The organism is Lactococcus sp. SK2-659 (assembly GCF_020218185.2).
GTDB lineage: Bacteria > Bacillota > Bacilli > Lactobacillales > Streptococcaceae > Lactococcus > Lactococcus lactis.
In genome coordinates, this window is the sequence record NZ_JAIWQZ020000001.1 from 1,350,867 (window position 1) to 1,376,791 (window position 25,925).

19 protein-coding genes and 1 other annotated feature are annotated in these 25,925 nt (G+C 32.0%); of the genes, 6 read left to right on the forward strand and 13 right to left on the reverse strand.

The window, feature by feature from the left end:
* Nucleotides 1–13: 13 nt before the first annotated feature.
* The 6 genes from LDP15_RS06380 to LDP15_RS06405 form a co-directional block, all read right to left on the reverse strand.
* Nucleotides 14–2,062, reverse strand: coding sequence for a S8 family serine peptidase (locus tag LDP15_RS06380; RefSeq protein ID WP_015425984.1), 2,049 nt, complete (start codon nucleotides 2,060–2,062; stop codon nucleotides 14–16).
* Nucleotide 2,063: 1 nt separating this feature from the next.
* Nucleotides 2,064–2,801, reverse strand: a complete 738-nt coding sequence (locus LDP15_RS06385; protein WP_015425983.1) for a NisI/SpaI family lantibiotic immunity lipoprotein — start codon at nucleotides 2,799–2,801, stop codon at nucleotides 2,064–2,066.
* Nucleotides 2,798–4,045 (reverse strand): lanthionine synthetase C family protein, encoded by a 1,248-nt coding sequence (locus LDP15_RS06390; RefSeq protein WP_029344967.1) that lies wholly within the window; start codon nucleotides 4,043–4,045, stop codon nucleotides 2,798–2,800. Before LDP15_RS06390 ends, LDP15_RS06385 begins: the two co-directional genes overlap by 4 nt.
* Nucleotides 4,035–5,837 (reverse strand): ABC transporter ATP-binding protein, encoded by a 1,803-nt coding sequence (locus LDP15_RS06395; protein WP_015425980.1) that lies wholly within the window; start codon nucleotides 5,835–5,837, stop codon nucleotides 4,035–4,037. Before LDP15_RS06395 ends, LDP15_RS06390 begins: the two co-directional genes overlap by 11 nt.
* A 10-nt stretch (nucleotides 5,838–5,847) precedes the next feature.
* Nucleotides 5,848–8,829 (reverse strand): lantibiotic dehydratase, encoded by a 2,982-nt coding sequence (locus LDP15_RS06400; protein ID WP_225513591.1) that lies wholly within the window; start codon nucleotides 8,827–8,829, stop codon nucleotides 5,848–5,850.
* Between the two features lie 107 nt (nucleotides 8,830–8,936).
* Nucleotides 8,937–9,110, reverse strand: coding sequence for a gallidermin/nisin family lantibiotic (locus LDP15_RS06405; protein ID WP_015425978.1), 174 nt, complete (start codon nucleotides 9,108–9,110; stop codon nucleotides 8,937–8,939).
* Nucleotides 9,111–9,987: 877 nt separating this feature from the next.
* On the opposite strand from LDP15_RS06405, the gene LDP15_RS06410 reads away from it, so the two are divergent.
* From LDP15_RS06410 to brnQ, 4 genes are all read left to right on the forward strand, one after another.
* Nucleotides 9,988–11,135 (forward strand): IS3 family transposase gene (locus LDP15_RS06410; protein ID WP_095586744.1). Its coding sequence is split into 2 segments (ribosomal slippage): nucleotides 9,988–10,240 and nucleotides 10,240–11,135, totalling 1,149 coding nucleotides; the frame shifts between segments, so codons are not numbered across the junction.
* Between the two features lie 620 nt (nucleotides 11,136–11,755).
* Nucleotides 11,756–12,028, forward strand: a complete 273-nt coding sequence (locus LDP15_RS06415; protein WP_015425977.1) for a (4Fe-4S)-binding protein — start codon at nucleotides 11,756–11,758, stop codon at nucleotides 12,026–12,028.
* Complete coding sequence (locus LDP15_RS06420) at nucleotides 12,028–12,300, forward strand: GNAT family N-acetyltransferase (protein WP_225513511.1); 273 nt, start codon at nucleotides 12,028–12,030, stop codon at nucleotides 12,298–12,300. The genes LDP15_RS06415 and LDP15_RS06420 overlap by 1 nt, the downstream gene beginning before the upstream one ends.
* A 237-nt stretch (nucleotides 12,301–12,537) precedes the next feature.
* Nucleotides 12,538–13,908 carry a branched-chain amino acid transport system II carrier protein gene (brnQ, locus tag LDP15_RS06425; protein WP_225513510.1) on the forward strand — a complete coding sequence of 457 codons (1,371 nt, stop codon included), beginning with the start codon at nucleotides 12,538–12,540 and terminating at the stop codon, nucleotides 13,906–13,908.
* Nucleotides 13,909–13,985: 77 nt separating this feature from the next.
* Here brnQ and LDP15_RS06430 read toward each other — a convergent pair whose 3' ends face one another.
* From LDP15_RS06430 to LDP15_RS06450, 5 genes are all read right to left on the reverse strand, one after another.
* On the reverse strand, nucleotides 13,986–15,440 hold the full coding sequence (locus tag LDP15_RS06430; protein ID WP_042230143.1) for an LPXTG cell wall anchor domain-containing protein: 1,455 nt from the start codon (nucleotides 15,438–15,440) through the stop codon (nucleotides 13,986–13,988).
* Between the two features lie 13 nt (nucleotides 15,441–15,453).
* A complete protein-coding gene (locus tag LDP15_RS06435; RefSeq protein WP_225513509.1) occupies nucleotides 15,454–16,359 on the reverse strand; it encodes a polysaccharide deacetylase family protein in 906 nt (301 codons plus the stop codon).
* Nucleotides 16,360–16,631: 272 nt separating this feature from the next.
* Complete coding sequence (locus tag LDP15_RS06440) at nucleotides 16,632–17,852, reverse strand: glycosyltransferase (protein WP_015425972.1); 1,221 nt, start codon at nucleotides 17,850–17,852, stop codon at nucleotides 16,632–16,634.
* 4 nt (nucleotides 17,853–17,856) lie between these two features.
* Nucleotides 17,857–18,888, reverse strand: coding sequence for an acyltransferase (locus LDP15_RS06445; RefSeq protein ID WP_015425971.1), 1,032 nt, complete (start codon nucleotides 18,886–18,888; stop codon nucleotides 17,857–17,859).
* Nucleotides 18,889–19,371: 483 nt separating this feature from the next.
* Nucleotides 19,372–22,128 (reverse strand): cation-transporting P-type ATPase, encoded by a 2,757-nt coding sequence (locus LDP15_RS06450; protein ID WP_015425970.1) that lies wholly within the window; start codon nucleotides 22,126–22,128, stop codon nucleotides 19,372–19,374.
* A 51-nt stretch (nucleotides 22,129–22,179) separates the two neighbouring features.
* Nucleotides 22,180–22,223: a sequence feature (sodium ion sensor (DUF1646 type); this cis-regulatory element may regulate processes involved in with the transportation of sodium ions), on the reverse strand.
* 247 nt (nucleotides 22,224–22,470) lie between these two features.
* Between LDP15_RS06450 and LDP15_RS06455 the strand changes: the two genes are divergently transcribed.
* Nucleotides 22,471–23,634, forward strand: a complete 1,164-nt coding sequence (locus tag LDP15_RS06455) for a hypothetical protein (protein ID WP_015425969.1) — start codon at nucleotides 22,471–22,473, stop codon at nucleotides 23,632–23,634.
* A gap of 380 nt (nucleotides 23,635–24,014) precedes the next feature.
* On the opposite strand, the gene spx is transcribed toward LDP15_RS06455, so the two are convergent.
* Both spx and LDP15_RS06465 read right to left on the reverse strand, forming a co-directional pair.
* The gene (gene spx / locus LDP15_RS06460) at nucleotides 24,015–24,413 is read right to left on the reverse strand and encodes a transcriptional regulator Spx (protein WP_003129597.1); all 399 of its coding nucleotides are present in this window, start codon (nucleotides 24,411–24,413) and stop codon (nucleotides 24,015–24,017) included.
* Between the two features lie 159 nt (nucleotides 24,414–24,572).
* Nucleotides 24,573–25,103, reverse strand: coding sequence for a hypothetical protein (locus LDP15_RS06465; RefSeq protein ID WP_003129594.1), 531 nt, complete (start codon nucleotides 25,101–25,103; stop codon nucleotides 24,573–24,575).
* A 196-nt stretch (nucleotides 25,104–25,299) separates the two neighbouring features.
* Here LDP15_RS06465 and LDP15_RS06470 point away from each other — a divergent pair, with 196 nt between their 5' ends.
* On the forward strand, nucleotides 25,300–25,899 hold the full coding sequence (locus LDP15_RS06470) for an ATP-dependent Clp protease proteolytic subunit (protein ID WP_003129593.1): 600 nt from the start codon (nucleotides 25,300–25,302) through the stop codon (nucleotides 25,897–25,899).
* Nucleotides 25,900–25,925: the final 26 nt, after the last annotated feature.

A 25,925-nucleotide genomic window follows, 5' to 3' on the forward strand; every position in this document is an offset into this window, starting at 1 on the left:
GAAATATAATCTATCAATTTTTAGTCTTTCTTTTCAATATACCAAGGATTGAGATACACACTATACCTAAAGCCCGTAAAAAATCTTCTCCATCTCCAGTAACAGGTAAAATTTCTTGACTTCGTACAGAAACAGTACCTCTCGAATTTCGATTATTAGCCATTTTTTGATTAATATTATAATCAACTGAAATTACTTCTTTTGAAATGTTATGAAAATCATTTTTGATAGAAAAATTGTTATTTGTATTTCTTTGAATTTCTTTATCTTGTTCCTGTTTCATTGTATCCCTAGACTCTTTAAGATTCTCCATTGATTTATGGTTAATAGCATCATCCTGACCTTTATCTGTATCTAAGCTAAAAGCTTTATTTTTCCCATTCAATAAATCAACAATATTCAATACTCTATTCCCATTAACTTCTGGAGAATTCATTAGAAGAAACCTTTTTAGTTGGTTAGGATTCTTTATTCCATATTTATCAACTACTAATGCCAGTGCCCCAGATACTTTAGGAGTAGCAAATGAGTTGCCATAAACATATTGGTACCAGCCAGTATTAGTAGTTGTAAAAAGCCAATCTTTCAAATAATAACCCTGACTGACAAATTTATCTTGCCCATATTTTTTAAAATTGGCCGTTGTGCCAGCAGGAGCATAAATTGCATCCGCTCCAATATTACTAAAATCAGAAATATTACCATAACCATCTATTCCACCTACGGCTATTACATCCTCAAATACACTCGGTGCATCTACAACTTTTCCAGGAACCTTTATACTTCTGAAACGCTTAAGAAAGTTTATCATTGTTTGGTTATCTTGTATGTTTAAACTATCATTACCAAGAGCTGCGACAACAATACTTCCTTTTGCTGTTGCATAATTTATTGCTGACTTATAATTAAGATACTCTTGATAATCATTTGTTCCATCATCATACGATCCTGAAATCATAAGATACTGTCCAGCACTTATATTGATGACCTTGTTCCCATCATCCGCAGCTCTTCTTATTGCTCTAGCTACCCATTCCGATTTCGAAAGATTTTCACCAAATACTCTGTATATATTTACAGTAATCCCTGGTGCTACTCCTAAAATATTACCATTTGCTGTAATCTGACCTGCGACTTCCGTCCCGTGTCCCATTTTGTCGACAATATCACTTGGATTTCCAGTTTCATCAGGTTCTTCATTATCAAACCCTCCCTTAGGAACAAGATTTTTAAAATAATTTCCTAAACTATTTGACAAATCAGGATGTTCTTCCATGATTCCTGAATCAATAATTCCAACAGAAATTTTCTTTGAGGGCTGGTAGAGCGCATAGCTTTCTCCATTATTTGTCACATATTTCATATCCCACTGATAATCCCAAAAATCATGTGAATTTGTATAAACACTTGCTTTCTTTTCAGAAGAATTACTTATCAATAGAGGTTGTGCCTCTACTTTTTGATTTTTTAAAGGTTGTCTAAGAGATACCACTTCCTTAGCTTTACGATAAGATAGAGGAGAAGCAGAATTATCAATTACACCAGATGCATCTTTAGAATTTGATGGTTTTTCCTTAATAAGCTGAGAGGAAGTAACGAAGTTAGCTCTATTCTTCTTATTATCGAGGATTTTATTTTTTTGAATCGATGATGTTGAAACGACTACTTCACTTTGCTCAAGTAGCTCATCCTTAGATACTGGAACTGCTTCTTTATTTGTAACGCTATCTCTCTTACTGAATTCAGAACTAACTTGAGTTTCTTGCAACGAAACTTTCATTTCTTTTTGAACAGCTGATGTCTGTAATAAAGTTTTAGCAGCACCAGTTACATCCAATTCAGTCCTTGTTGTCGATTTTACTGCAGGTGACTGCGCCCCTAGATTAATCGAATCAGTCGTTGATCCCTCTGTTGAAGATAAAATTGCATTAGAATTATGATTAATTAATTCCGTATTAATATTATTTGAGAGTAACTGTTGTGAATTTGTTGTCTCCCCATGCACAGTTGCTGATAAACCCAACGAACAAACGATAAAAAGGAAACCTAGTATTTTTTTCACTCTAGTTTCCTACCTTCGTTGCAAGCTTAAAATCATCATTTATCTCAACGGCAAATGCTTCAGTAAGAGATTTTCCTCTAATAGAATGGATTTCGCCATAATCCCATTCCGTCCTACTCTGTTTGGAATTTGAACCATCCTTATCAATTCTCCCCCATTCAGACCTCGGGATACTTTTGCCACTAACTGAATCAAACACACGTACTTCAGCTAAAACATCCTGATATTCTCCCAATTCTTCATCAGATACGGTGGTGTCCGATATACTGTAAATATTTCCCATATAGTCAATTTTTCGTGAATCATTTTTATCAATAACAAAATTATCATCAGAAATATCGCTTGTCACATCAAAGTTTTGTAATCTCAAAGCTTTGACCGCCCCCTTATCACTTTCTGGAAGTATCTTATAGTATCTGTCGTTAATACCCATACATAGCGACTTGTCAGAAGCCTCATAAATATTATTTAAGACCAAAGTCACACTATTTTTGTTGCTACTTGATAAAAGTTTCTCACTTTTCATGTCAACAATCAACAGCTTATAAAATTTTACTTTGGAATTGTTAGCGTTCTCCTGAGGAATCTCCTTATCAGTTACGAAATACGATTTATTATCATAAATAAAATTAGTATAACTTCCTTCGTCAAACCTCACCTTTTTATGACTTGTTTGATAACACCCTGATAAACCTGTTATCCCTATTAAGGCCACAATAAGTATTAAATATCTTCTCATTTCCTCTTCCCTCCTTTCAAAAAATCGTCAAAAAGTAACAGTGCTTGTCTCCAATAAGTAAAATTGATTGAATATTCAAATTTCGATAATACCAGTATACAGCCACTTATTCCTTCAAGAAAACCCGTGCCACTTTCATCTCCGTATTCTTCAAGAATTTGCTCACTATTAACATTAAATTCTTCCATGTATGAATCAAACTTTTTTGTATTTAATAGCCGCTTAAATAAAGAACAAATTTCTATTAAACCAGAATAGCCATGGCAAATCATATATGAATCAATACCAAGTTTCCTTTGCATAGCTGACTCTAATATTTTTTCTGCTTTATCTACAAAATAGTCATTATCCAGTGCTAATCCTCCGTATAAGTATAGCAGACTAATACCTGGACCTCCATAGCACCATGCATCTCTAATGAAACTTGCTTCCCTAATTACTTTCTCTTTTTTTAATTCATCTGCTACAAGTCCATCTTTCCATAGAAACTGTTTTTTCCTTTCAAGTTCAAACTTTTCATAAATAAAAATAATTTTTTGCAAAGCTGACAACGAGGCTTCATTACTATATCCTTTTATGTGGGCATAAGCTAAGATACAGCCCACTCCAGCAAGTCCATGTGCTAATCCCATATTCAAACAGCCTAGTGGATACATCTCACTTTCTGATTGAGACATCTGATTCTCCGATTTGATGTAAAGCGATATTAGTCCTTTGTTTTCTTTAGTCAGATTTGATAAAAAATTGATAATGAGTATTTTCAAATCATCATATTGCTCGTCGTTGATTAATAATAGATAGGAAAGTATCCCAGATAAACCTTCAATCACGTCATAATCAGGAGGAGTAATGTTTTCCAAATTAAATCCTTCAATTTTTTCTCTGACGAAATATTCGATATATCTATTTAGGCTATCAAGAAGATTCTTATATTTTTCGTCATCTTCTCGTAAATGTAGGATACTTAATGCAATGCCAGCTGCTCCCGAATAAAGTGATCCTGTTAAAAGCCCATATGTTGAAAGTTTGCTAACAATATATTCAATATAATTGTCTATCTTTTTCTGATATATCTTTGAGTTATCTTTATTTTTTAACTCCGCTAACATTAAAATTATACCAGGCAATCCTGTAGAGAGAGTCAACTCTCCGAAATCGAAGTTTTCTTTATTTTTTCTAGTTCTCTCATCCCATTGAGCAATAATTTTTTCAACATTTCTTTTTATATTTTTTTTATTCATCATTATCCTCATATTGCTCTGAATAATAAAGTTCTTGATAGTATTGACATCTTCTCAGAAGGACATCATGACTTCCAACATCTTCGACCTGTCCATCTTTCATAACCACGATTTTATTTGCTTTTCTGGCAGCATTCAAACTATGAGAAATGAAAATTGAAATATTATTTTCCGAAAGAGCAACAAAATAATCAAATATTTCTTTTTCAGCTACAGGATCGAGTGCAGCACTTGGTTCATCTAAAATATAAATTGAAGCTTTCTTAAAGAATGTCCTTGCTAATGCAATTTTTTGCCACTGACCTCCTGAAAGTTGACGCCCTTCTTGAAACCAATTTCCTAACTGCGTATCAAGTACATATTGATTATTAGTTTTCAAAAAATCGAGTCCTAAATTATCTAGTACTTTAATAATTTTCTCATCTTCCCATTGAGAAGACAAATCACTCAATCCTATATTCTCTCTTATCGTTAACTCATACTTCACAAAATCTTGGAACAGCACCGATATGTTTTTCTGATAAAACTCCTCAGGCATCAAACTACTTCTCATTTTGTCGTATTGGATTATTCCCATAGTTGGTTGATATAATCCTGAAATTATCTTTACTAGTGTACTTTTCCCTGAACCATTTTTTCCTACAATAGCAGTTAATTCTCCTTTTTCAAAGGATAAATTGATATTCTTTAGTGCAAAGGCATTCGAATTAGGGTAAACATATGATAAATTAATTACTTTAACAGTTCCTATATGTTGATTGCATATTTCAGTATCTTCTATTTTTTTGTGAACTACACTTTCTCTCTTTAAAAACTCAAAAAGTTGTTCCATAAACAAACTAGTATTATAAATGATGTAAATATTTTGAATCATTGTTTGAGAATAAGTATTGATTTTAGAAATAGCTTGTATGAGACTTACCAAATTACCTATAAGAAGTTTTCCTGCTCTTACCGAAAGGATCATAGCAAATATCGTAAGAATATTTATCAAATTCAAAATGAAATCAAGAAAAATATTGAAATATGTCTTCTTACGAGCAATAGCTAAATCTTGGTTGATAAATCCTTTCTTTAATTTTCCAAATTTATGAATGAAGTAATTGCTAATATTATTTAACTTGATTTCTTTAAATGAAAAATCATGAGTCAATAAATATACAATATACCATGTTTCTCTTTCAGAACTTGCTCTCTGCCACTGGATTAAAAACTCTAATTGTCCCACTCTGAGAAAAAGTACCAAAGATAATACTGGAACAATAAGGAGTAAAATTGCTACCCCAATGTTCCATGTTCCAATAAAAAATAGACTAGATAACAATGAGATAAACGATGAAAGCACAACAATGATAGCATTAAATAGCTGAAAAGGCTTGTAAGTGCTGTCTTGAGTAACTTTTTCTATGATATTATACATATCAGCCTGCTCATAATCACTTAATTCAAGAGATGAGGTAGTCCTCATGAGGCGCATATTGATACTGTAAGAAAGTCGCATATCAAATTTTCCACTAACATAACTTTCCAGCTGTCCCAGAACTGTTGTTATCACTTGAACAATAAAATAGATGATAATAATATTGATAAGATGTCTCCCTGAACCTAGCACAGAGTTTATTAAATCTTGATAAATAAAAAGACTAGCCAACGGAACAAAAGCTGTGATAGCATTTAGCACAATTAAATAAATTGCATAACGTTTTTCCAACTGAAAAATTAACTTCAAGGTGCTTGGAAGAGTAAGTAAAGTATTAAAAAATTGTTTTGATGTGAATTCTTTCACTTCATCCATCTATTAGTCCTCATTTCATGTATTCTTCCGAAACAAACAACCTTTGAAGTGTGTAATAAATTAATTTCTCTTTATCTCGTTCAATACCAATTAGTCGGTTATTATGGACATGAATGATACTGTCAATAATTGAATAAACTTTCTGAAGTTCAAAATCTTGAGCTATCATTTTTAAAAATAAATTTTTTATGGCATGCTTTAATTCTTTAAAATTCTTGTCATAAAAAATTTGGTCACCTAGATTATTAACTTTCAGAAGCTTAAGATAATGTTCAATCTTTTCATTGACATTTTCTTTAACCTTTTTAGGACTAACTAAATTCAAAAAATTAAGAATCTTTTTGTTATCATTCTGAAAGAAGCATTTCAGATATAAATAATTCACCAAGATTGATACATCATCGACTTTCCAATCATTATTAGTATCTTTTATCAATGTAAGCAAATTTGGAATAATTTTAGAATCGGCACAAAATATTGCTTCGGATAACTCTAAAGTATCAAATCCACCATATCTTTCTACTTCTTGATCATAAATAGAAATATCAAAAGTTGACATTATCCTATTTTTCCGACTCCTTTTTAAGATTTCAAGAATAGATCCGTAAGCTAAAAATAAATCTGAACATTTTATACGCAATCTAATATGTGGTTTAGGATCAGTATATCTTAGGAAGAATAGATTTCCACCCAGGTTTGCTACTATTTTCTGAATATCTGGAAGATACGACAGTAAAAATTCATTTTGACGATTTATAGAAATGTACAACTTGAGATAAAGCCACTCGTTAAAGGGCAATTTTTCACGCCGTTCAACCGAAACTCTTTTCTCTCTTATAAATGCTCTCCCTTCATTACCTAATGCTCTCGTTCTAATAAAAGGCACTACAACATCGGCAACTCTCCCCTTTTGTCCTTTATTTATGATATTTTCATCTTCAAAATATTCTTGTAGCTCTATAAAATCTTTTCTTTTTGAGCTCTTCTTTATCGCCGACTCTAAAATTTCCATATCCAATGGGTTTTCCTGTGATAAATAAACTTTATTATCTCCATTGACAATATAAAACTCTTTGGGAATTTCTTTGCTTTGAATAAGTTCTCTTATTGTAATCTTACTATTTACATCCCTTCCCCAAATTTTCCATTTAGCAGGAGATATTACTATTTCGTCAAATACTAAACGTGGAATATAATCAAAGTCTCTGTAAATAAGTTCCCAAGGTAAATTACCAAACTTGTCATCTAATGAAATTTCGTAAAGAAATCTTAGCTCATTACTGAATAACGTTTTATTGTACATGCTTGTAATGTAGAATTTCAATACCTCTTGAGTTGAAATGTCTCGTGCATAAAATTTTTCTTTTTCGTCTATTCCAATATAGATATTAGTTAACAGAACTTCATTGTGACTTGTACTTGTAAAAAATGGAAGTACTTTCCTCCTCATAATTGATGTATGCATAACGTTAGCATGTCTGATATTTTCTGGAAGAAATACTATTTCACACGATGTAATTTCTTTATTCTCATTTTCTCTTTCGACAGAATCTACTATCGTTCTATGATAACTTGTTAACTCCGGAGAGAGTGCAGAAAATCTACCTGATGCCCCTCCCAAATTATTATTTCCAACGATATCCCCTAAAATAAAAATATCTTTTTCATACTCCTTTGCCAAATTCAAAAATAATTCTAACCCTTGAAGTTCACTTTTCTTTTCTAAGTCCATTTTTTGATAATGAGACTCTAAGTCGTCAAGATTAATTACATTATGATTTTTAACGGCTTCTACATACATGCTGAGGTACTTTTCTCTCTCCTCTTCTGAATAGTATAGAGTACTCGGTTCGGACTCATAAAAGTCATTTCGAGGATGATTATAATTATATGGAGCTCCTATGCCAAATGTAGAATCAAATAATTCTGTTATTTGTACTTCTTGATCTACACCATATTTTTCGATAAATTTATCCTTATAGTCATCCAAATATGTTCTTCTTACAGATTTTGTCGTATTTCCTAAAAACTCAGCTAAATGTTCTAATTGTTGCTTTTGTTTAACATCAAAATTTATTCCACTATCACTAATTAAATCAATTTGAATATAATTATCATTCTCAAGAATTTGTGACATTTCCTGATATATTTCTTTCAGTTTCTCAATACCTTCACCAATTTCTATTTCTGAGTATTCTTGAATAAACTTTTGAACTTTTTTCAGAGGAATTATATATTTTTTATCTTCATCTATTGCTTCAACTTTAGTCAAAAAAGTGTTCCAAGAAAAATCTGACAACAAATCTTTTTGTAAATTAGAGATCAAATAATGATTAACTATCAGACTGCCAAGATATTGTTCCGATAGTTCTCTATATTCGTCTCCATAGCAAAGCGTTACAGTTTCACAAATATCTTCATATTTTTGATAGTCATTCTCACAAAATTCAGAAATAATTTGATAAACATTCGTATATTTAATATTTACTTCTTCAAGCTCACTACTATTTATGGTATAAACTTGAAAAACTCGATCTCCAAACTTATAATTTGCATTATTTCTAGTAAATGATAACTTTTTTGAGAAATCTACTTCCATTTTATGAACTAGGCGAATCAACCACTGAGTATCCAATCTTATACCCTTTGTAGTCTTTCCCATTAACTTGTACTGTGAACTTTTCGAAAAAACACCAATTGAAGTTTCACTAAATAATCCAAATGGAGTTGATCGTAAATAACTTCTCTTATAATACTTGTAAATAGATTCAAATAATTTTTTAACCCTTTTCTTCTTTAACAGACCAGCATTATATTTCTGCATAACATCATAGAGTTTAGGATTAGCTAGTAGTAACTGTTCCAAAAAAACTTTATTTTTACTTACAGTCTCAATGACTTGAGTATATTCAGTAAAACTCCGTTTATCGTTTGGAGATAAAATTGTATTTCTTACTAAAAACGGTTGAGCTTTAAATGAACTTTTTATCATGTTTTTTCCTCTCTTTATTTTTATAAGCTATTTAGCAACCCTAAATAACTTATAAAAATAGGATAGTATCCATGTCTGAACTAACAAAATACTATCCTTTGATTTGGTTATTTGCTTACGTGAATACTACAATTACAAGTTGCTGTTTTCATGTTACAACCCATCAGAGCTCCTGTTTTACAACCGGGTGTACATAGCGAAATACTTGTAATGCGTGGTGATGCACCTGAATCTTTCTTCGAAACAGATACCAAATCCAAGTTAAAATCTTTTGTACTCATTTTGAGTGCCTCCTTATAATTTATTTTGTAGTTCCTTCGAACGAAATCATTGTATCTAACAAACTTCAGAATTTAATCAGAGCCGTTTATTATGCTCGCGTTATCGACAATAATATTATTACCAATACTTTCTCAAGATAGAATTAAGACTGTTTTAGATTTGTTAATGTTTCTATTGTCAGTATAGTTATAAGACTAGGTCATTCAAGTATGTCTAAGACTCAATAAACCTATCTCTATATTATTCAGGAACTAGAAAATCAAGATATTAATAAAATTATTAAATATTCGTCAACTATAACTTAAATAAATATTTTTTGTAAAAGAGATTATTCTAATGATTTTAACTTGTTAATTTTAGGCTAATGAAGAGTGATGGTATCGTCGAGGCGTTTAAAGAATAGTCCAACTCCTGTTGTTCCTCATAATTTGAAACATTCAGAACTCAATCGTTTACAATTAATCATGATAAGTTCACTTGTCCTCCCCATAAATATTTATCTATTTATCTATTTATCTATTTATCTATTTATCTATTTATCTATTTGTTTTTGTCATTTTAACGATTGGATAATAACAAAAACCATCAAAATAGTAAATACTATCATGAAACTTAATGACTGAGATACCTTTGATAAGGTTACTGCCGAACGTGCCTAAAAATAAGGTGACGGTGATTTTAATCTAAGTTATTGGCGTCAAACTCATGAGAGATTCTTTAAAACACATAGTATTTTTAAACCCGATATGCCAATTATTTGTTAAGAATACGAGCTTGTATACAAAAAAGGGAATTAAACAATAAAAAATCCAAGCATAATGGAAAGGTTATAATAAACTAGACACAAAGTTAAGAGAAATCGTGGAAAGGTTTATTATGGCAAGAAGAAAATTCGATAAACAATTTAAAAATTCTGCAGTAAAACTCATTCTTGAAGAGGGTTACTCTGTTAAAGAAGTCAGCCAAGAGCTTGAGGTTCATGCCAATAGTCTTTATCGCTGGGTTCAAGAAGTTGAAGAATATGGAGAAAGTGCTTTTCCAGGCAATGGGACAGCCCTAGCTGATGCTCAACATAAGATTAAATTGTTAGAGAAAGAAAATCGTTATCTTCAGGAGGAACTTGAACTTCTAAAAAAGTTCCGGGTCTTCTTGAAGCGAAGCAAGTAAAACGTTTTGAATTTCTCTTGAAACATCATGGGAAGATAAAAATTAAGCATGCAGTAAAAGTTCTTAAGGTTTCTCGCTCAGGTTTCTATGAATACATGCATCGTCGTCCTTCAAAACAACAAGTGGAGAGAGAAATTCTCTCAGAGAAGATAAAAGCTGTCTTTCATGAGCATAAGGGACGCTATGGTGCGGTTAGAATTACCAAGGTACTTCATAATACTGGTATTATGACCAACACGAAACGTGTTGGGAAACTGATGCACTTGATGGGACTTTATGCCAAGGGAAGCCGATATAAATATAAACATTACAACAGAAAAGGAGCTTCGCTTTCAAGACCCAATTTAATTAATCAGATCTTTAAAGCAACAGCTCCTAATAAAGTATGGCTGGGAGACATGACCTATATCCCTACCAAAGAAGGCACCTTATACTTAGCCGTGAATATCGACGTTTTTTCACGTAAGATTGTAGGCTGGTCAATGTCTTCACGGATGCAAGATAAACTGGTGAGGGATTGCTTCTTACAAGCTTGTGGGAAAGAACATCCTCAGCCTGGCTTGATTGTCCATACTGATCAAGGGAGTCAATATACAAGCTCTCGTTATCAATCTACTCTTCGTCAAGTCGGTGCTCAATCTAGCATGAGTCGTAAAGGAAATCCCTATGACAATGCAATGATGGAGTCTTTTTATAAGACGCTAAAGAGGGAGCTTATTAATGATGCTCATTTTGAGACAAGAGCTGAGGCTACTCAAGAAATATTTAAATACATTGAGACCTATTATAATACAAAAAGGATGCATTCAGGTCTTGATTACAAGTCTCCAAAAGACTTTGAAAAATATAATTCTTAAATTCTCTTAACTCCGTGTCTAGTTTTTCGTTGACTTTCCACATAAATACCTGGATAAAAAGTCTAACTTTTGGGGTGCACATCAATTCATTTATTTAAACTATCTCACTTAAGAGTTATTTGTAAATTTACTTTAATATTTTAAACTACAAAACCTACTATAAATTTTACAGTAGGTTTTGGATAAAGTAAATGCTGTATAGTTTTGCTTTGGTTAGTTCTTTGGTTCATTTTATTTTTATTAACAGTAAATCTTTTAAAACTAGGTTAAAACGCACTTTATATGTGTATCAAAAATTTCCATTATCTTATTTGAAATTCCTTCTCCGTAATTTTTTAAGCAAAAAATTTTCCAATTTATTACTAGAGTTTTTTTCTTTTTTATTAATCTGTCATTGATTAATTAATTTTACTTTTATTTAATCAACCCTAAAACATATTTTCATTTTTTTCCAAGAAAAAAAAGTCAATAAGCATTTATATTATAACATATCTGTATATCTCTTTCATCTCTTCCTAGACCCCTATATTATTTTTTAATGCTTTCTATAGATATCATTCTGATAAAGCAGCTTGACAAATGTCATATAAAAAAATACAATCGTAAACAGGAGGAAGAAAATGGATAATTCAAAATTATTTGGCGAAGCTGCGAATGAAGAACAACTATTGAAAAATGATTATCGTAAGTATCGTGGTGAAAACATGGATATTTATTACAATGTAGCAATTTGTGAACATGCAGGTGAATGTGTTAGAGGAAATCCTTTAGTATTTGAAGTTGGCCGTAAGCCTTGGATTATCCCCGATAATGGCGATGTCGCTTCCAATCAATCAGTAATCAATAGATGCCCTTCTGGAGCACTAAAATATTTGGCGAAGGAGAAAAACTAATGAACATTATTGAAAGAGAAAATCTATTTGAACTCCTGTCAGATAAAGGAGAAGTCATTAGTGAAATGGCCTATATGCCTATGAATAATTCAATAATAATCACTCATACTGGCGTTTCACTTGACTATCGCGGTCAAGGCCTAGCCGAAAAATTAGTTCTTGCCGGAATCCAAAAAGCAAGACGCGAACAATTAAAATTAGGAGCCACTTGCCCCTATGCCGTCAAATATTTCAGAGAACACAAAGAAGAATTAACTGATGTTTTGAAATAAGCTAATCTTTAAATATAAAAGACCTTTTAGCGGGGTCTTTTTTATGTATTCTAAATTAAGCAAGAGAAAAAAATTTTCTTCAAACTTTACTTTAACACTGAATTTACTTGATAATTTAAAAGACTTAATAACATCAATCGTCATGTTTTCTATAAAATTGTGTTGTAAATTCACAATTTTTTTGCTATAATAATTCATTATTTTATCTATCAAACAAATCAATTATAAGGAGTATTTATGAAGGAAAAATTAGCTGGTAAAGATTACCTCTTTATAGGGTCAATGTTATTCGGACTTTTTTTTGGTGCAGGAAATTTAATTTTTCCAATACATATGGGTCAAGAAGCCGGAGCCACTATTTCACAAGCAAATTTTGGTTTTTTAATTACAGCAGTTGGCTTTCCCTTTTTAGGAATTATAGCTCTGGGAATTTCTCAAAGTAACGGGGTATTTGAGTTAGCTTCCCGAGTCAATCGTATTTATGCTTATATTTTTACAATTTTACTTTATCTCGTTATTGGTCCCTTTTTCGCTCTTCCTCGCCTAGCAACCACTTCTTTTGAAATTGGAATTTCACCTTTTTTAAGTCATGACCTCCAAGCTCCACTATTGGCTCTTTTTAGTATCCTTTTCTTTGGAACCGCCTGGTTCCTGTCTAGAAAGCCAACAAAACTCTTAGATTATATCGGAAAATTTTTAAATCCCCTCTTTTTGGTTTTGTTAGGTATTATTTTGGTCATTGCTTTCACTCATCCATTAGGAAAAGTTAGCCAAGCAGAAATTGGTAAAGCCTATCAAGCCTCTCCTATTTTGACAGGTTTTACACAAGGTTACAATACTCTTGATGCCTTGGCTGCCTTAGCTTTTGGGATCATTATTATCACAACTATTCGACAACGTGGCGTAAGAAATCCTAAAATTATTGCTAAAGAAACCATAAAAGCCGGACTCATCAGTGTAGGATTAATGGCTATTATTTACACCTGCCTTTCTTACTTAGGTGCTATGAGTCTTGGGCAATTTGCTATTAGTGAAAATGGTGGAATTGCTCTCGCTCAAATTTCCAACCACTACTTAGGAAATTTCGGCATGATTATCTTAGCACTCATTGTCATCATCGCTTGCTTAAAAACAGCCGTTGGCTTAATGTCTGCCTTTTCTGAAACCTTTGTCGAATTATTTCCTAAAAAAGAATACCGTTTTTATCTGCTCATCGTAAGTATTCTTCCTTGCATCTTTGCAAATATTGGTTTGACAAAAATTATAGAACTTTCAGTTCCAGTCCTCATGTTTTTATATCCCTTAGCCATTATCCTTATTTTATTAGCTTTATTAAGCCCGCTTTTTAAACATTCTAGACTCGTCTATCAGATAACAACTGCTTTTACACTTTTAGCGGCTATTATCGACGGACTCAATGCTCTTCCAGCCAATCTTCACACAATTACTTTCATATCAGTAATAATTAATTTTGCTAAAGACTTTCTACCTTTTTTCTCCCTAGGAATGGGTTGGATTTTTCCGGCGGTTTTAGGCTTTATCATCGGATGTTTATGTCAAATCACGATTACTGTATATAAAAATAAAAAGTCTTCAACACTTTCATAAAAGTTGAGAGCCTACAATATATAAAAAGGAGTTTCAAATAATTGATAACTCCTTTTCTTTTACATCATCTCAGATAATTAAATTTTTGATTTTCTCCTAATATAAATCATTCCAAGACCCCCAGAAATCAATAGAAGTATTCCCAACACTTTGAAAAAATCCCTTGGGTTATCCCCCGTTTTAGGCAACTCTTCAGAAGGTTCTGATTCAATTGAAGAAGACGAAACCGACATTACTTGTGAGGATGAACTAGGAGTAATAATTGATTGGTCGGGTTTTTCAGGAGTTTCTTCTTTAACAGGGGTGATTGTATTTATAAAATTATACCCCTCCTGTTGACTCATGTAATTACTAACAGGCACCTCTTTTACATCATAATCGTAAAGTTTCCCACTTTCATCATACTTATCCAAATTGGTAAACGAATATTTCCAATTTTCTTTAGCCGTCACATCTCGTGAATCAACTTTCTCTCCATTCCGATATAACTCAATACTAATAAAACTTGGTCTTAAACCACGTGCATTATTATCATCAATCCAAGTTTTCTCTCCAGAAATAGAAAGTTTCATACTTGCATTTCCATTTCCACCATTGTTAGGAGTATGAACTTCCACTATCTGTTTTTCAATATTTTCTCCCGTCAATTCTCCTCTATTTTCATACTGTTGAGAAAGCCCCCCATCCGTTGCCTTCGTTGAATAATCGATAATAATCGTATTTGAAATATCACCTAAATTCACGGTAAATCCGTTCACGCCATTTTCTAAAATACTAGCCTGAGGATAATAGCTATCAACATTATAATTCTCTCCATCACTACTATATGTCACATTAGCTACTGAAATCGAACCAGAAACTAAATTCTGATTCCCACCAATAATATCAGTATAAATAGCTTTCTGGATATTTTCTTTAGCATAATTGATCCGAACCTGCCAATGAATTAAGGTTGAATCATTCTCGTCAACCCATCCCCATTTATAAAGTACCTCATCTTTATCCGGTCCCGTTGCTGGACCAATGTTAATCTCTGTTGTTCCTCCATCTTTCCAATCAACTACTACCGTTGTGTCTTCCTCTACTTTTTGTTCATCCCAATTAACCCAAACGGAAAATGAACCTTTAATATCTGAAGTTGCATTTTCAACAAGTTTTGAAAAAGTAACAGTTACCACCCCCGTAAGATGATTAGTAACCGCCGTTCCGATAATATTTCCGGCTTCATCTTTTATTTCAAAAGTAATATCTTTTGATAAAGTTAATAAATCAGGAACATTGACACTCATTGTATCCCCCTGAGAAACGCTTCCCACTGGAATATCAAAATCCCAATGAGCCTGAACATCATCATAAATACCAAAATCTGTTTTCGGATTTCCCAAATCATCAGTCAATTCATGTCCCGTTATAAATTTATTTCCATAGTCAGCAGCAAATACATTTGAAGTTGTAAATAAATTAATTCCAACCAAGCACATCAATAAACTCAGAACCATTAATAATTTAAATGACTTATTCTTCGCCTTCATGAATATCTCCTTCTTATTTTCTCTTACTATTGTGCCCTTCACTTAAGAGCCAATGTTTGATAGTTTTCCAATTATCCTTCGTAACAATCAACCTAGGAATATTACTATATGGTGTTTCATTAGTCACTACACCTGGAGATAGTGTGAATATTCCTTGAATTCCATCTTGTAGCATATAATCTTCTAAGTCTTTATTTTGTGCTCCATAAGGATAAGCAAAAACTTTTCCTTTTTGATCTAACTTCTCATCAAATGCTTTCTGACTTTTTTGGTAATCTTTTTGCACTACTTTTTTTGAAATATTAGTAGATAAAATCGGTTCAAAGTTTTCTTGATAATGTAAGTCATTCGTATGTAGTCCTGAAGTAACCAAAGGATTTTCATTCATTTTCTTTATTTCTTTCCAAGTCGACATTTGTGACCCATCAATGGTTTGTCCAACTTTCCCCGTAATAATGAATTGTGTAAAGGGTAAGTCTAACTTTTTCATTATTGGATAAGCGTTCTCTGGCAAAGATTTATCAATATCATCAAAGGTAACCACTACTGCTTTGCCAATCACCTCTTTTTTATTAAGCTTCTCTATCAGTTCTGAACTAGTCAAAACTTTAATATGATTTTTCTTTAAAAATGTCATTTGCTGTTCAAAATCTTGCAAGAATACATTATATTCATAGAGTTGAGAATTATGCGAAATTGAATAAGCGAAATTTGTAACCACCGTATCTTTTAACACACGGTGATAACAAAGAACAATAATTCCATCATTGTCTTTAAGCAAACTCTCATAAGCAAAATCTGGCTGCTCCTTTTTTCCATCTTGTACATATTTTTTTGTTTCACGTGTGGACATAAACACCAATATAGCAATAAGAGCAAACATCAATATCAAAAAAATATTCTTTTTACTAAATTTCATATTATAAATCTAAGCCTCCTTCGTTAAAATATAAAGACTAGGAATCGTTAATATTGAAAGAAGACAAAACAAATCATAAATTATATCTTCCCAATTTGTTATTGGAAACCCAATGATTACAAAAACAGAGATAATTCCATCACTATATATCCCCAGCAAAGAGATTAATAAAAGAACGAAAACAATTAATATAAACAGCCAACATAGTGAAACAGCCAAGAATTCCAAAAAATGTCGTTTTTTCATTTTTTTACGTATTACTAATTCCATTATTACACCCCTCTATCAGGACTTTCCCATTTTCCTTTATTTGTCCGATTAGTTAAAACAACAATTTCAGCAGAAAGAGCACTAATCAAATTTAGAAACCAATAAGCAACAAGATAAGTTGGAAATATTAATTTATCAGTCAAAGATAAGCGGCTCTCCCCTTTATCATTATTAAGTCCTAAAAAGAATACAAAAAATGAAATAAGAACAAAAATCACGATAATTTGACCCGATACTTTGAATTCTTGATTTAACAGCATTTGGAGAAAATACTGATAAGATTCTATTAAGAAAAACCAACTCCAAATATGACTACAAATCATTTCAATCAAAAGAAACCCATGTTTAAATTCTCCTCTTTTAAAAACCCATGATAAATTTGAAATTAATACTTCTACTCCACCAACTGCCCATCTTCTCCGTTGCTTTAAAAGAGATTTTAAATTTTCAGGAACGAGAATATAGCTTAAGGCTTTAGGGACATATTTGACATTCCATTGATTACGATGAAGTCGCCAAGTGACATCAATGTCTTCCGTCATCACTTCGGTATTAAAGCCACCAATTTCTTTCAAAGCCTCTACACGATACATAACAATCACACCTGATACGGTCATTATTGCACCTAGAAAAAGACTTTGTGCTCTCTTAATCGCATCAATCACACATAAATACTCTAAGGTTTGTAATTTCCCCAATAGAGTTGTTCTGTTTCTAACAATAGGTCGTCCAGTCACAGCCCCAATATCTGAACTAGAAGTTAATTCGGCCAATAAATAAGATAGAGCATCTTTAGAAAGATATGAATCCGCATCAATAACAAGCATATATTTGCTGGTAACTTGTTGCAAAGCAACATTTAAAGCCGTGGCTTTTCCCTTATTTTCCTTTTGCTCAAGAATAGTTAATGCTTCCCAATCGTCGAAAGATTTTTTTACTTCATAAAGCTTCTCCAAAGTGCGGTCACTACTTTTATCATCAACAATAAAGATTTCTAGGGAAGGGTAATTTAGATTACGTAGTGATAATAAAACTTCCTCAATCGTTTCTTCTTCATTGTATGCAGAAATAACAATACTAATTTTTTCAAATTCTTTTGCTTCATCAATTGCTTTCTTATCTCTTTCTTTCCATCGAGATAAAAAAGCACCACTTGCCCAAACGAAAGACAAGATAATCGGATAATAAACAGCATAAACATCTACCATTGTTGAGATTATCATAGTTTTATTTTTCCTTTCTTTCTTTTTTTCTCTTAAAAGGAAAATTTAAAACTTTTCCCACAAAAATTCCTAGTAATGCCGCACTAGTAAAGGCTACTGGAATAATAATCGGTCCTGCTATCACTCGTTGACTTAAGTTTGGAATTTCATGCTTAAAAAATTCATAGACAAACTGATCCGTTAAATCAGATATAAGATAGATAGTCAAAGTGGCGGTAGATAGAGCCTTTAGCAACCTAACGCTCCATTTTGGAATGGGAATTCTCCACAAGATTGCTATAACTAATACTGTCATTATGGCTGTTTGATAACCAAAATAATCATTGTGGTCTAGCCACTGGAATTCCTGATTCCAACTTGCAAAAGTGTCCGTCAAAGTAAAAACCGTAAGTGCACTTAAGAACGCTGTAACAAGTTTTCCTATTGAAATTTTCTTTATTTCATTTTGATAGGTATAAAGGTAAGCTCCGATAAAATAATAACTGACAGGATAACAAATTTGCCAATAATCCGGAATTACTTTTCCAAAACTATTTAATAAAGAGGGTAAGAATGTTAGCAAACTTGCGATAAAGACAATATATAAATGATAATTTTTTATTTCTTTTTTATAATTCCAGATAATATTTAATAAAGGGATAAAGAGATAAAGTCCTAAATACATTTCAACATACCAAGAGTAAGAATCGGTTGAATAATCAAAAATTCCATTTATGGCTGTAGAGAAGTCGCTTCCTTTTCCAACAAGAGATAGAACTCCCCATACTAATAAAGATATGCCTATATATGAAATGATGACAGGAAATATTCCCAGAACATATTGAGCACTTAACTCTTTTCGATTCATTAAAAATCCAGTTGCTACTAAAAACAAGGGCACACAAGTAATTAAAATCGTTCTTATCCCAATCCAAAAAATCCCTAAAGTGGAATGAATTGTCATATCATAAAAGCCCGAATTTAATAAAAAATGGACCGAAATAACAAAGAATATTGCACTACTTTTCATTAAATCTATTGATGAATTACGTTTCATTTTTTTATATTTATAGCAGAAAAATTTTGCTCCTATAAATCCTTTCTCTAATTTGGGTTATAAACCGCTCAATTCAAACCTTGTAATTAATTTTCTTTTACATTACTAAGTCATATCAAATTCATGTTATTCTCCCAACTTTATTTTAGTATGGATTTATAATTATCGAAAATAATTAATTTTTGATTGCAATCCACCAATTTATCACAGCATAACATAACAAAAAGAAATATTGTAATATATAGCTTACGAAAATCACTCATTATCATCATATTTTTCATTTTTAATTATTATTAAAAGCTATAAAGTAAAATATCAAACAATAAAAAAAACGAAAAAGCCCTTATAAAACAGCACTCCTGATATTTTTAAGTATATTAGGTAATGTTCTAAATTGCAAATTTAGAAATCAAAAACAAATATCAGTTTGTAATTAGTAACATACAAAAAGCACTTACTCAAGTAAGTACTTTTTGCATCAATTTACCATATTTTTATTTTAAAAACTTCTTTTATTCCTGACAATATTAATGTAGGTAGAGCAGGAATAAAAATCACAAGTAGATATACAGGTAATGTTAACTGAGCAGTTCCCATCACACTATTGAAAAACGGAATGATTGTTACTAAAAATGAAGAAACTCCTGCAAATAACACTGCTCCAACAAGTCTAATATTCCCAAAAGGATTGCGTCTAAACAGTGTTCTGGAACTTCTCGCATCAAACACATGCCATAATTGTCCATAAACTAAAGTCAGAAAAGCAACTGTTTGTGCTTCACTAGCGTTCAATCCATTTTGAGCAGCCAGGAGAAATCCAAGATAAACCATCGCTCCCATAACTGTTCCCCTAATCAAAACCCTAGACCACGTGTGGTTAGCAAGAATAGATTCATTAGGGTTCCGTGGTTTTTCTTTCATCAAATCTGTTTCGGCAACATCATAACCCAAAGAAAAAGATGGAATCGCATCACTCACCATATTAACCCAAAGAACCATTAAAGCAGTCAATGTTGGAGTCATTGCTGCAACATTTCCAACACTACTTCTAAATAAAACTAAACCTAATACAAGGGCCAAAACTTCAGCAACATTTGTTGTCAGTTCGTGTCTCATAAAGTTTTTTATATTAGCATAGATAGTACGACCGCTATAAACTGATTTTTCTATCGTTGTAAATTTATCATCTAATAAAATGAGATCTGCAGAATCTTTAGTTACTTCTGTACCAGTAATTCCCATCGCCACTCCAATATCAGCAGCTCTTAAAGCTGGAGCATCATTTACTCCATCTCCAGTCATAGCAACAACTTGTTGATGATTTTGGAGCTGTTTAACAATACGTTGCTTATGCTCTGGTGTCACTCTTGCATAAACATTAACATTTTTTACTTCTGCATAAAGCTCCTGATCTGACATTTCTTCAAGGTCAATTCCCTTTAAAACTGTTGCATTTTTTTCCTTTACAATCCCCAAATCATAGGCAATCGCACGAGCTGTTTTTTCATGATCCCCTGTAATCATAACCACATTAATATTTGCATCATGAAGTTGTCTGATAGATTCTTTCACTTCTTCTCGTGGAGGATCAATTATTCCTGCAACTCCCGTTAATATAAAATCTTTTTCTACGTCTTCCGTGGCTCCGTATAATGCCTCTTCTTCATCAACTTTTTTGTAGGCCACAGCCAAGGTTCTTAGTGCTTCATCCGCATAATCATCTACCACTTTAATAAAGTTATCTTTTGACTGATCAGATTGGTCAACTATATCTCCAATCAAAATCCCCGAAGCTTTTTCCATTAAAACATCTGGTGCTCCTTTGGTATAAACGTAAAATCCTTCATCATTTTGAACAATGACGCTCATCATTTTTCTACTGCTACTAAAAGGAAGAGTTCTTATAATTTTATTGTTTTTTAATAACTTATTCTTACTATAGCTGGCTTTACTGCCAAGAACGGTAAGAGCAACTTCTGTAGGATTACCAAAAGTTTTTACTTGCCCCTCAACTTCTTTGACACTTGAATCATTACACAAGACGATATTTTTCATAAATTGAGCAAAATTTACATTTTTTTCACCTTTTGATGCCAAGTGAATTTCACCAATGGAACGATATCCCAGACCATCCACATTATACAGTTGACCATTAGCATAAAATTTTGTAACGGTCATCTCATTTTGGGTCAATGTACCTGTTTTATCAGAACAGATGTAAGAAGTACTCCCTAAAGTCTCCACACTACTTAGTGTTTTAATCAGACCTTTATTTTTTGACATTTTGACTGCACCGATTGTCAATACTATTGAGAGAACAACTGGTAAAGCATCTGGAATAGAGGCAACTGCGAGAGCGATTGAGGTTGAAAATACTGAAGTAATTGAGTTAATTGAAAATTCTCCAGAACTGATTAATCCAAATACAAAAGTTAATAAAACAATCCCAGCGGATATTTTCATCAGTGTTTTAGTAAGTTTTTTTACGGTTTCTTGTAATGGAGATGATTTTATTCCCTCATCTTTCATCAACTGAGAAATTTTCCCAAGTTCTGTGTTTTCTCCTGTGGCTACGACTATTCCAATTCCCTGTCCATTTGAAACGATAGAGCCAGAAAATCCCATATTCGTTTGATCACCAATTTCGACGTTTTCATTAATGACCTCTATATTTTTTATTATAGCATCAGCTTCACCCGTTAAATGAGACTCAATTAATTGAAGTTCATCAAGTTCTAACCATCTTATATCGGCCTCCACAAAGTCACCTACTGTAACTTTTACGATATCACCAACAACTAGCTCATTTGATGAAATTTTTTCTAAGGCTCCATTTCTTAGTACAGATGCAAAACGATTGTTCATTTCTTTTAGTGAATTTAAATTTTTACGAGCACTAATTTCTTGCCAAAAACCTAAAAATGCATTTATAATAATCAAAATAGCTATAGCAATCGCTTCATATAAAGATTCTAAACCATGTTTTTTATCTCCAACTATTTGGAATGAATAAAATGAACTAAAAAATGATAGAGCGACTGCCCCTAATAAAACAATGATTATTGGTTCTTTAAAACTTTTAAAGAATACTTTTAAATAGCTTTCTTCCTTTTCTTCTGGAAGTTTATTTTCACCATATCTTTCTCGATTATCTGTAACCTGAGTACTCGAAAGTCCTCTATCTATATTAACATCATAACTATGTAATAATTCTTCTTTGGATTTTTGATAAAATTTCATATCATCCCTTTCTAGTAAAAAACGACAAAAAAGAGCGCAAACCTCAAAACAATCTCCTCACCCTTGGAGATATGTCTTGAAGCTTGCGCCCAACCTAGTCGTTTATTTAATTAATTATATTTTAACATTATCCATATCATAAGTCAATCCATTTTATATTGTTTTGACTACAACACAATGTATAATTATATTAAAACTCAGATTACCCCTCCGTTCTCAAAACAAATAAGTTCCAGTAGCCCCTTTATTAAGTTAAATGGTAAAATATTATTAGAATGTATGAATTTATAATATGTACTATATAAATGAATTTTCCATTATTTTAAAGCTAGAAAGAATATCATGACTAAAAATTACTTAGAAATCCCTGAAGAACTTTATAATAAATTAAGTGATTATGCAGAAAATGGCCAACTATCAATCCGTTTAGAAAATCAACAGATATTATTAGAAAATCCGAAAATTAATCATACCAATAAACAAAATTTAGCTTTACACTATTTTATAGTACCTAGTTTAGCATCTGGAATAATTGCATTGCTTATCTTTTTAAGTACCAATCATCCACAAATCGCATTTACGGGGAGTCGTCACCTCTCTGTTGCAAGTTTGAGCATAATTCTATCAACTCTTTTTGGTTTTTTTGGTTTCATATGGACATATCTTCGCAAAAGTTGTGACTTATCCAAATCTAAATTTAAAATTTTTAGAGAAACTTTAACGTTATCGGTAGCCTATACAAGTATTTCTTTCGCTGTTCAAATCATTTTTTGGTACATAATTGGCAAAACATTTAGCGGAGTAACTTTTGACCCCTTTACTGCAGGGTTTCTTGTCTTAGTATTTGTTGGAATCATCTTTTATTTTCTTATTTCAGCAGCTCTTTCCATCACTTTACCTAATCTTATTTTGCTCCTCTTTACCACTTTCATAGGAGGTATTCTTGTTTCAATGGCAACAAACAATCAAAAAGATTGGTGGCAACATAATTTCAGCTTCTTAGGAACTGGTGAAGCCACACAGCACTGGCAGTTCAATATCACCTTAATATTTTCTGCTCTTATTCTTCTTACCATAACTGATTTTCTATTTGCTGAGTTTTCTAAGAGTAGCCTTTACAATTATAAATTTAAAATAATTCGTGTTTTTTATATTCTCATAGCATTTTTGATTGCTTTCGTCGGAATTTTTCCAGCCCAATCATGGACAATGCCTATACATAATAATTCTGCATTTAGTCTGGTTGCGGTTGTCCTTATTATGATTATCTTTCTTAAATGGTTAGTTCCCACCGTTTCTAAAGAATTTTTAGCATTATCTTGGACTGCTTTGATAGCACTAATTTTGTCTGCCGTTGCCTTTATGGGAATTCACTATCTCTCATTAACGGTCTTTGAAATTATTGCATTTGCTATAGCTTTTACCTGGCTCGTTATGTTTATCAATTCACTCAGGGGAATTATTCAAGAAGGAAACGAATGGCAAGTAAAGCTCCTTCAAAAATAATTACCTCAAGCATCAGATAAGAAAAACAAAAAGGTTGAATTTTCAGAAAATTGTGTTATAATATTTTCACAAATACATTTTGGTTGGAGGTTTATCATGGAATTTAAAAGTCTACTGCTCCTTTCACTTGCTGCAGTTTCTGCAGTTGATCCATACTTACCCACAATTTTTATTTCAGCCACAACACTTGATGATATTGAATTTGAAAGATAACAATAACCATAAAACATTTTTTTAATTCATTTTCTTTTATTATCCAATAACAATTACTATGCACTCAACAAAAAACCATTGTTCCTTTCTTGCAGTGGTTTTTTTCAATAAAAAAAGACGCAAATGCGTCTATAAAAATTCCAATAAATGAATATTTTAATTATGAATTAAATTGCTGAACGCAAACGAGCGCCACCATTTTCTAAAACACGAACTGTACGAGGTAAAAAAGCGCGAATTTCTTCTTCATTATATCCAACATGAAGACGTTTTTCATCCATAATAATTGGACGGCGCATGATTTGTGGATTTTCAGAAATAATTTTAATTGCTTGTGAAAGTGAAATATCTTCAAAATCAACACCCAAAGTCTTCACAAAGCGATTTCTACTTGAAATTAATCCTTCAACACCATCGTCACATTTTTGTAGAATTTGACTAATCTCTGTTGTTGATAAAGGATCCGCGATGAGATTTCTTTCGTTAAATGGGATGTGGTGATATGAAAGCCAAGTTTTAGCTTTTTTACAGCTCGTACAAGAGGGTGCTGTATAGATTGTGATCATCGTCTCTCCTTCGTGTATATTTATTTATCTAATAGTATTAAACATCAATGATTGTACAATTATACCATATTTATAGACTTAAAAAAAGACCTTTTCAAAATTTTTTCACAAATTTTTTCAATAAAAAAACCACTGAAATCAGTAGCTTTTTTCACTGCTTTAGATATTATAATGCTGTTTTTTCAACATTGATGGATAAACATTTTTAGCCTTTTGTAACTCTCGTTTTTTTGCCTCAATATCATCAGTAATTTCGACAGAAAAATTCTCGAAAATTGTACGAGACTCTTTGAAAATGTATCCCCCATTTTTCAAGTCCTGCTCGTCATCAAATACAGCTAAATGGTGAGAGAGCTTTTTGAAAAATGTATTCAAAAAGTAAGTTGGAATGTATAAATTATACATTGAAGTGTAGTTCTTCAAAAAATTATAATCGTAAAAAGGAACTTTTACATCACTTTGAGGATTAATTAATTCTTTATCACTCCCAGTAATTGGGCGATTAAGAATTTCAATCACTTTTTGATTAAGTGTGTTACGAACTTCAATTTCACGAAGTAATTTTTCAATTGTTAATCGTTTCTTATAACGATTTTCATCATAAATTTTGTAAATGTAGATGCCTGCAACCATTAGCCACGCGCCAATAATCAGACCAAAAATCATTGCAATAATAAGTTCTGTATTCATGTCATAATTATAACAAATTTGAAAGCGTTAAAAAAGTTTAAACTCTTTTTTTATCAAGTTTTAGGAAAAGTCATAAAAAAAGACAATATTCTTTGACCTTTTTTGACCAATGAGTTATAATATAGAAAAATAAACAAATGAATTCAATTTTATCTAAAATTAAATTCATATCTTATTTATAAAGGAGATTCAATCTATGGGTTATTTAGTACCTACCGTTATTGAACAATCAAGCCGTGGCGAACGTGCTTATGATATTTATTCACGACTTTTAAAAGACCGCATTATCATGCTGACAGGACCTGTTGAAGATGGAATGGCAAATTCTATCATTGCTCAACTTCTTTTCTTGGACGCACAAGATAACACTAAAGATATTTATCTCTACGTAAATACGCCTGGTGGTTCTGTATCTGCTGGTCTTGCCATTGTTGATACAATGAATTTTATCAAATCAGACGTTCAAACTATCGTTATGGGAATGGCTGCCTCTATGGGAACAATCATTGCTTCAAGCGGAACAAAAGGCAAACGATTCATGTTGCCAAATGCTGAATATCTTATTCACCAACCAATGGGTGGTACAGGTCAAGGCACTCAACAAACTGATATGGCTATTGTTGCTGAGCAACTTTTGAAAACTCGTAAACGTTTGGAACAAATTCTTGCTGATAATTCCAACCGTTCACTTGAACAAATTCACAAAGATGCCGAACGTGACCATTGGATGGATGCCAAAGAAACTTTGGAATATGGTTTCATCGATGAAATTATGGAAAATAATTCCTTAAAATAATGATGTAAATTTTAAAAGCCCTGATT

What these genes read in the sequence shown, in the direction of transcription:
- LDP15_RS06440 (WP_015425972.1), bottom strand. Translation starts at nt 17,852, where the DNA reads ATGATAATCTCAACAATGGTAGATGTTTATGCTGTTTATTATCCGATT.
- LDP15_RS06470 (WP_003129593.1), top strand. Translation starts at nt 25,300, where the DNA reads ATGGGTTATTTAGTACCTACCGTTATTGAACAATCAAGCCGTGGCGAA.
- spx (WP_003129597.1), bottom strand. Translation starts at nt 24,413, where the DNA reads ATGATCACAATCTATACAGCACCCTCTTGTACGAGCTGTAAAAAAGCT.
- LDP15_RS06465 (WP_003129594.1), bottom strand. Translation starts at nt 25,103, where the DNA reads ATGAATACAGAACTTATTATTGCAATGATTTTTGGTCTGATTATTGGC.
- LDP15_RS06385 (WP_015425983.1), bottom strand. Translation starts at nt 2,801, where the DNA reads ATGAGAAGATATTTAATACTTATTGTGGCCTTAATAGGGATAACAGGT.
- LDP15_RS06455 (WP_015425969.1), top strand. Translation starts at nt 22,471, where the DNA reads ATGACTAAAAATTACTTAGAAATCCCTGAAGAACTTTATAATAAATTA.
- LDP15_RS06420 (WP_225513511.1), top strand. Translation starts at nt 12,028, where the DNA reads ATGAACATTATTGAAAGAGAAAATCTATTTGAACTCCTGTCAGATAAA.
- LDP15_RS06450 (WP_015425970.1), bottom strand. Translation starts at nt 22,128, where the DNA reads ATGAAATTTTATCAAAAATCCAAAGAAGAATTATTACATAGTTATGAT.
- LDP15_RS06390 (WP_029344967.1), bottom strand. Translation starts at nt 4,045, where the DNA reads ATGATGAATAAAAAAAATATAAAAAGAAATGTTGAAAAAATTATTGCT.
- LDP15_RS06400 (WP_225513591.1), bottom strand. Translation starts at nt 8,829, where the DNA reads ATGATAAAAAGTTCATTTAAAGCTCAACCGTTTTTAGTAAGAAATACA.
- LDP15_RS06415 (WP_015425977.1), top strand. Translation starts at nt 11,756, where the DNA reads ATGGATAATTCAAAATTATTTGGCGAAGCTGCGAATGAAGAACAACTA.
- LDP15_RS06405 (WP_015425978.1), bottom strand. Translation starts at nt 9,110, where the DNA reads ATGAGTACAAAAGATTTTAACTTGGATTTGGTATCTGTTTCGAAGAAA.
- LDP15_RS06430 (WP_042230143.1), bottom strand. Translation starts at nt 15,440, where the DNA reads ATGAAGGCGAAGAATAAGTCATTTAAATTATTAATGGTTCTGAGTTTA.
- LDP15_RS06435 (WP_225513509.1), bottom strand. Translation starts at nt 16,359, where the DNA reads ATGAAATTTAGTAAAAAGAATATTTTTTTGATATTGATGTTTGCTCTT.
- brnQ (WP_225513510.1), top strand. Translation starts at nt 12,538, where the DNA reads ATGAAGGAAAAATTAGCTGGTAAAGATTACCTCTTTATAGGGTCAATG.
- LDP15_RS06445 (WP_015425971.1), bottom strand. Translation starts at nt 18,888, where the DNA reads ATGAAACGTAATTCATCAATAGATTTAATGAAAAGTAGTGCAATATTC.
- LDP15_RS06395 (WP_015425980.1), bottom strand. Translation starts at nt 5,837, where the DNA reads ATGGATGAAGTGAAAGAATTCACATCAAAACAATTTTTTAATACTTTA.